Origin of the sequence: Micromonospora sp. AMSO1212t (assembly GCF_008868145.1) — a bacterium.
Taxonomy (GTDB): Bacteria; Actinomycetota; Actinomycetes; order Mycobacteriales; family Micromonosporaceae; genus Micromonospora; species Micromonospora tulbaghiae.
On sequence record NZ_WBKS01000030.1, the window covers coordinates 43,525 to 49,703 of the forward strand.

The following is a 6,179-nucleotide window of genomic DNA, read 5'->3' on the forward strand; positions in this document are numbered from 1 at the left end:
GAGCTGCCTCGTACCGGGAGTGACAGCTTCACCCGGTGTGCGAGTCGTGACTTCTGACCGGGGAGGGGTTGAGCCGTGGAGTCTCGCCTGCCGGAGCCGGGTGACGCGCTCACGGGTGTGGAGATGTTCGCCGGGCTCGAGCCGGAGGTGCGGCAGCGTGTCATCGCCGCAGCCGTACCGCGCACCTACCGCAAGGGCCAGCTGCTGTTCGTCGAGAACGACCCCGGCGAGTCGCTGATCGTGCTGCGCCGCGGTGCGGTGGCGGTGTTCCGCACCGCGCCGACCGGTGAACGCGCGGTGCTGTCGGTGATCCGACCCCCGGACGTGCTCGGCGAGGTGTCCCTGTTGGACGCCTCCACCCGCTCGGCGTCGGCCGAGGCGATCGAGGACTGCGCCGCGCTGGCGCTGTCCCGGCCCGCGTTCATGGAACTGGTGCACTCCAACCCGCGCATCCTGGACGCGGTGATGCGCTCCCTGGGTCAGCTGATCCGCCGGCTCACCGAGCAGAACGCCGATCACGTCTTCCTCGACCTGCCCGGCCGCGTGGCCAAGACGCTGGTCCGGCTGGCCGGCGAGAGCCAGGCCCCGATGATCACCATCGAGCTGAACCAGAGCCAGCTCGCCGAGATGGCCGGCGGTTCCCGGCAGAGCGTCAACCAGGCCATCGGCTCGTTCGCCAGCCGCGGCTGGCTGCGGACCGAGGGACGCCGCATCGTGGTCACCGACGTGGCCGCGCTGCGCCGCCGGGCCGGCATGAACGACCGCTGACACGACGACGGCGGGGGCCGGCGGTCGTCCCGCCGGCCCCCGCCGCGTTCGTCGTACGCCCGGTCAGTCGCTCTTGGTGTCGGCCGGGGGCGCGCTCGGACCCGGGCCGATCTTCGACGGGTCGGTCTTCTTCGGCGGGGTCGTCGTGGTGGTCGTGGTCTCGGTCGATCCGCTACCCGCGGGCTGCTCCACCATGCCTTTTTCCTCCAGTTCGGCGAGGGTGACAGCGTCCACGTCGACCGTGTCACCGACGGCCCACACCGTCCCCCGTGGATCGGTCCATGAGGCGGACAGCCGGACGTGCACGGCAATCTCCCTGTCGACGGGACTTCCTGCTAGGGGACACTAGACCCGGCCGAACAGCCGTGACGTCCCGCCGACCCGTCGGGTACCCGACTGCACGGCCGCGCGGGACACTGGGGACCTCACGCGTACGGAGCCGGACATCGACCTCACCTGTGGACACTGCGCCCGGACCGCCGGGCCGGACGACCGTTTCTGCGGCGGGTGCGGCCGTCCGCTGGCGGCGGCCTGCCCAGGCTGCGGCCACGCCAACGACACCGGCGCCAACTTCTGCACCAACTGCGGGCAGCCGCTGCGCGACCACGCGGTAACGGTGCAGGAGGACCGCCGCCAGGTGAGCGTGCTCTTCATCGACATCGTCGACTTCACGACATACGCCGAACGGGCCGACCCGGAGCAGGCCCGCAGCCTGCAACAGGTCTACTTCGCCACGGTGCGCCGGCTGGTGCACCAGTACGGCGGCGTGGTGGAGAAGTACATCGGCGACGCCGTCATGGCATTGTTCGGCGCGCCGGTGGCCACCGACAACGACGCGCTGCGCTGCGTACGCGCCGGGCTGGAGCTGCAACGCAGCCTGGCCCGGCAGCCGGCCGGACCGCACCCGCCGCTCGGGTTCCGGGTCGGCATCGCCACCGGCGAGGCCCTGGTCGACCTGGCCGCGGCGCGCGACGGCGGCCAGGCGTTCGTCACCGGCGACGTGGTGAACACCGCCAGCCGGTTGCAGGGGCTGGCCCCGGTCGGCGGCGTGGTGGTCGACGAGAGCACCTGGGCGGCCACCCGGCGCGAGATGGAGTACGACGACCAGCCGCCGGTGACGTTGCGCGGCCGGTCGTCGGTGAGCCGGATCTGGCTGGCCGTACGGGCGCGGCCCCGGCGCGACGGGCAGACCGCCGAGCTGACCCCGATGGTCGACCGGGACCACGAGCGGGGCCTGCTGGTCAGCGCGTTGCACCGCACGCTGACCGAGCGCACCTCGCAGCTGCTCACCGTCTTCGGCCCGGCCGGGGTCGGCAAGAGCCGGCTGCTGCGCGAGCTGGCCCGGCACGCCGCCAGCCTGCCCGGCAACCGGGTCACCTGGCTGACCGGCCAGTGCCCGCCGTTCGGCGAGAACGTCACCTACGCGGCGCTGGCCGACATCGTCCGGAGCTGGGCCGGGCTGACCGGCGCCGACGACCCGGCCACCATCCGGGACCGGCTGCGCGAGCGACTCGGCCGCCTCGCCGACCCGCACGCGGTACGGCTGGCCGAGGCGCTGGGCCCGCTGGTCGGCGTCTCCGGCGAACGGCTCACCTCGGCCGAGACCGAGGCGGCGTGGCGGCGCTTCCTGCTCACGCTGGCCGGGACCGGTCCCACGGTGCTCGTCTTCGAGGACATGCACTGGGCCGACGAGGCGATGCTGTCCTTCGTCGAGCAGCTCGGCGCGGCGGCCCGCAACGTGCCGCTGCTCGTCGTCGCGACCGCCCGGCCGGAGCTGCGCGAGCGGCACCCGGCCTGGACCGGCACGATCAGCGGGGCGATGTCCATCTCGGTGCCGCCGATGCACGACGGGGACATCGACACGCTCTACTCGCTGCTGCTCGGCCAGGCCACGCTCCCGCAGGAGTCGCGCGCGCCGCTGATCGAGTTCGCCGACGGCAACCCGCTCTACGCCCAGGAGTACGCGCGGATGCTGCTCGACGGCGGCCTCGCCGAGCGGACCGCCGCGCTCGCGCTCGTCGACCCGGTCGGCGGAGCCGGGATGCCGCGTACCGTGCAGGCGGTCATCGCCAACCGGCTGGACCTGCTCGACCCGGCCGACCGCGCGGTGCTCCAGGCCGCCTCGGTGGTCGGCGTGCAGTTCTGGGCGGCGCCGGTGGCGCTGGCGCTCGGCCGCCCGACGGAGTGGGTCGAGCGGGCACTGCACCACCTCCAGCGCCGCGACCTCGTCTACGAGCTGCCCGTCTCGACCATGCCCGGTCAGGCGGAGTACCGGTTCCGGCACGTGCTGGTCCGGGACGTCTGCTATCAGCGGCTGCCCCGCGCCGAGCGGGTCGCCCGGCACCAGCGCACCGCCGACTGGCTGGAGCAGCTCGCCGACGGCCGGCAGCACGACCTGGCCGAGGTGCTGGCCAACCATCGCTGGGCGGCGCACGAGATCGCCCGTACGGTCGGGCTGGACCAGGCCCCGCACGCCGCCGCGACCCGGTCCGCGCTGCACCGGGCCGCACGCCGGGCGTACGACCTGCACGCGCTGGAGACGGCGGCCATGCTGGTGGACCGCGCGCTGAGCGTGGAGTGCGGTCCGGACCCGGCACTCGAGCTGTTCCAGGCCGAGCTGGCGTTCTACCGGGACCGGGACGGCTTCCTCGACGGCGGCGGGACGGCGCTGCTCACCACGCTGGCCGGCCGGCTGGCTGACACGGGCGACCGCCCCGGTGCGGCGAAGGCGTGGCGGCTGCTGGCCACGGCGGCCTTCGCGCGGGCCGACCGCTCGGAGTTGATGCGCTGCCTGGACCGGGCGATCGGGCTGCACGCCACGCTGCCGGACAGCGAGGACAAGGTGGGCGTGCTGCTGGAGCTGGCCCGGGCGCACATGCTCGACGCGGAGACCGAGCCGGCGTGCGTGGCCGCGCGTACCGCCGCCGAGCTGGCCGAGCGGCTGGGGCTGCGGGAGGCCCGGGCGAACGCGCGGATCACGCTCGCAGTGGTCCGTTACCAGGCCGGCGCCGAGGAGGCGTACGCCGAGCTGGCCGACGTGACCGAGGAGTGCCGGGTGGAGCGGCTGACCAGCCGCCGCCGCGCGGTGCACAACCTGGCCTGGGTGCTCCAGGAGGAGGGCGACCTGACCGGCTCGGCCCGCCTGGTCGACGAGCAGCGCTCGCTGGACATGGCCGGCGAGCACGCCCTGACGGTGAACTTCAGCGACCAGTGGGCCCGCTCGTACTACAGCGGGGACTGGACGGCGGCGCTGCGGATGGCCGAGGGGTCGACCCGGCGCCCGACCGACGAGTGGGACCTGCACATCGTGGCCGTGTCCGGCTGGATCCGGGCGCTCGGCGACGACCCGGCCGGCCCGGACACCGGCGAGGACCTGGTGGACCAGGCGCTCGTGGCGGCCCGGCGCAGCGGGTTCCAGCGCGTGCTGCGCTCCACGCTGGCGCACGCCGCGCTCTGCCGCGCGGTGCAGGGCCGCCGGGACGAGGCGGTGGCGCTGCTGACCGAGCTGGACGAGGACTGGCGGCAGACCACGATGATCCCGTTCGCCGAGTGGGTGCCGGCGGTCGGTCACGTCGCGGCGCTGCTCGGCGGCGACGCCGCGGTACTGGTGCGCGACCTGCTGGCCCACGCGCCACGGGTGACCCGCTGGGCGCGGGAGGCCGGGCGGTCGGCCGAGGCGGCGCTGGCCCGGGACGACGGGGATCCCGCCCGGGCGGGCCGGCTGCTCACCGCCGCAACCGAGGGGTACGCGGAGATGACCGACGTCACCGACCAGATGATCGCCGCCGCGCTGGCGGTCGGGCCGCTGACCGAGGCGGACCCGGCGGCCGCGGCGGCGACGCTGGACCGGGTACGCGCGTTCGCCGGCCGGCACGCCGCCGGCGGGCTGCTGCGGATAGCCGGGGCGGGCTGAGGGTCAGGCCGGGAGCGGCTGCCGTGCCGGGGCGCTCTTGGCCTTCTGGGCGTACGTGTCGACGTACTCGCGGCCGGACAGCTCCATCAGCTCGTACATGATCTCGTCGGTGACCGCCCGCTCGACGAACCGGTCGCCGGCCATCCCGGCGTAGCGGGAGAAGTCGAGCGGCGGCCCGAAGCGGATCCGCACCCGACCCAGGTTGGGGATGATCTGGCCGGTGGGCTGGATCGCGTCGGAGTTGAGCATGGCCATCGGCACGACCGGGGCGCCGCTCTCCAGCGCCAGTCGCGCCACGCCGGTCTTGCCCCGGTAGAGCCGGCCGTCCGGCGACCGGGTGCCCTCGGGGTAGATCCCGGCGATGCCACCGGCGCGCAGCACCGAGAGCTGGGTGTCGAGGGCGGCCCGGGCGGCCCGCCCGCCGGAGCGGTCGACCGGGATCGTGCCGGAGCCGACGAAGAACATCTTGGTGAGCCGACCTTTGAGGCCCTTACCGGTGAAGTATTCGGCTTTCGCGATGAAGGTGACTTTTCGCTTGACGATCAGCGGCGTGAAAATCGAATCCGAGAAGGAGAGGTGGTTGCTGGCCAGGATCACCGGGCCGCTCTCCGGAACGTGCTCCAGTCCCTCGACCCGCGGGCGGAAGATCAACCTCAGCAGTGGGCCGAGAACGACGTACTTCAGCAGCCAGTACAGCACCGGCGTCCTTCCCGTGTCGGTGGCGGCGGACGGGTCGCCGCGTGGCCCCGCGGACGCCGGCGGCGCCCTCGGGAGTCCGGGAAGAGGGTACGAACGACGAGCGGCACGCCACAACGCACTCCCGGAACCGGGCTCCGGCGTGTCACGATTCAGGGCACGGGCAGCGAACGGCGAAGGGGGTGTCCGTTGTCAGGGGGCGGGCCCCGTCGGGGACGACGGGACAACGGGCTCGACGCGGCCGAGTACGCGGTCGCGGGCGACGTCGATCCACGCGTCGGCGAGCACCTGCTCGACGTGCTCGCCGCCGGTGGCATCGCGGCCTACCTCCAGCCCTCGGCGGACCTGAACCCGGTGACCCGCACCACCACCGTCCCGGCCCGCCCGGTCGATCGGCTCTACGTCGACAGGTCGCACCTGACCACCGCCCGGGACTACCTGACCCAGCTCGCCGACGAGGGCGGCGGCGACCAGCAGCGCTCCGACGAGCCGGACATCGAGGCCGAGTGGGCGAAGATCGTCGCCGGTTTCCACACCGCGCCGAGCGCCGGCACTCACCCCTGGCCCGCCGCCGAGGACGTGGACGACCCGCCCGCGCCGGGCGCCGCCGCCGGCAGCCGCGCCGAGGAGCCGGCCGGCCCGACCGCCACCGACGTGCGCCGGCTGCCGTACGCGGCCGACATCTCCGGCGTCTCGCTGAGCCGGGACCGGCACGACGAGCCCTCGCTGCTGGACGGCCTGGACACGTTCGGCAACAACCTGCCCGACGAGGCGTCGGACGAGGAGCACTACACCCCGCCCC

Annotated in this window: 5 protein-coding genes; 3 read left to right on the forward strand and 2 right to left on the reverse strand. The window is 74.1% G+C overall.

The window, feature by feature from the left end:
• The first annotated feature begins 75 nt into the window (after positions 1-75).
• Positions 76-768 (forward strand): Crp/Fnr family transcriptional regulator, encoded by a 693-nt coding sequence (locus F8279_RS11065; protein ID WP_013287664.1) that lies wholly within the window; start codon positions 76-78, stop codon positions 766-768.
• A gap of 63 nt (positions 769-831) precedes the next feature.
• Here the strand turns inward: F8279_RS11065 and F8279_RS11070 are convergent, their stop codons facing one another.
• A complete protein-coding gene (locus F8279_RS11070; RefSeq protein ID WP_073831519.1) occupies positions 832-1,074 on the reverse strand; it encodes a hypothetical protein in 243 nt (80 codons plus the stop codon).
• Positions 1,075-1,213: 139 nt separating this feature from the next.
• Between F8279_RS11070 and F8279_RS11075 the strand changes: the two genes are divergently transcribed.
• On the forward strand, positions 1,214-4,681 hold the full coding sequence (locus tag F8279_RS11075; RefSeq protein ID WP_151499874.1) for an adenylate/guanylate cyclase domain-containing protein: 3,468 nt from the start codon (positions 1,214-1,216) through the stop codon (positions 4,679-4,681).
• Positions 4,682-4,684: 3 nt separating this feature from the next.
• On the opposite strand, the gene F8279_RS11080 is transcribed toward F8279_RS11075, so the two are convergent.
• The gene (locus tag F8279_RS11080) at positions 4,685-5,380 is read right to left on the reverse strand and encodes a 1-acyl-sn-glycerol-3-phosphate acyltransferase (RefSeq protein WP_151499875.1); all 696 of its coding nucleotides are present in this window, start codon (positions 5,378-5,380) and stop codon (positions 4,685-4,687) included.
• 186 nt (positions 5,381-5,566) lie between these two features.
• Between F8279_RS11080 and F8279_RS11085 the strand changes: the two genes are divergently transcribed.
• On the forward strand, positions 5,567-6,179 hold a 613-nt coding region (locus F8279_RS11085), incomplete at its 3' end, for a DUF308 domain-containing protein (RefSeq protein WP_151499876.1).